Source organism: Streptomyces sp. NPDC006624 (assembly GCF_040611555.1).
In the GTDB taxonomy this organism is placed as follows: Bacteria; Actinomycetota; Actinomycetes; order Streptomycetales; family Streptomycetaceae; genus Streptomyces.
The window spans coordinates 1-1,023 of sequence record NZ_JBEXOM010000109.1; the positions used below are offsets into that span (position 1 = coordinate 1).

The following is a 1,023-nucleotide window of genomic DNA, read 5'->3' on the forward strand; positions in this document are numbered from 1 at the left end:
TCCGACCGTGATCCTCTACGGCGGCACGATCATGCCGGGCCATTGCCCGTCGAAGAAAGGCACCGCGCAGGACAAGCCGCTGACCGTGCAGGACGTGTTCGAAGCGGTCGGCGCGCATTCGGCCGGGCGCATCGACGACGCCGAACTGCATCGCATCGAATCGCACGCCTGCCCCGGCGCCGGCGCCTGCGGCGGCCAGTTCACCGCCAACACCATGGCGATGGTGCTGACCTTCCTGGGCCTGTCGCCGCTGGGCTACAACGATGTTCCGGCGATCCACGAGGACAAGCCGGAAACCGCGCGCCTGTGCGGCGAACTGGTGATGCAGCGCCTGCGCGACGGTTCGCCGACGCCGCGCGAACTGATCACCGCCGCCTCCTTGCGCAACGCCGCGCGCGCGGTCTCGGCCACCGCCGGTTCGACCAACGCCGCGTTGCATCTGCTGGCGATCGCCCACGAAGCCGGCGTCGCCTTCGACCTGGAAGAATTCGAAGCCGCCGCGCACACCCCGGTGATCGCCGACCTGAAACCCGGCGGACGCTACACCGCCGCGGAAATGTTCGAATTCGGCGGCGCGGCGCTGGTGGCGCGCGAGCTGGAGACGGCCGGTCTGATCGAGGATATTCCGACGGTCACCGGCCGTTCCTTTTTCCAGGAGCTGCGCGAGGCGACGATGGCCGCGCAGCAGGACGTGGTGCGCCCGATCAGCAACCCGCTCAAGCCGCGCGGCGGCTACTCGATCATCTACGGCAACCTGGCCCCGGAAGGCTGCATCCTGAAGCTGGCCGGCCACGGCCGCGAGCACTTCGAAGGCCCGGCGCGGGTGTTCGATTCGGAAGAAGCGGCGTTCGCCGCGGTGCAGGCGCGGCAGATCGACGCCGGCGACGTGGTGGTGATCCGCTTCGAAGGCCCCACCGGCGGCCCGGGCATGCGCGAGATGCTGGCGGTGACCGCGGCGCTGGTCGGCCAGGGCCTGAGCAACGACGTCGCGCTGATCACCGACGGCCGTTTCAGCGGTGCGAC

Annotated in this window: 1 protein-coding gene; it reads left to right on the forward strand. The window is 69.9% G+C overall.

Annotation, left to right across the window (positions count from 1 at the left end):
* On the forward strand, positions 1-1,023 hold a 1,023-nt coding region (locus ABZY20_RS37505), incomplete at both ends, for a dihydroxy-acid dehydratase (protein ID WP_356448053.1).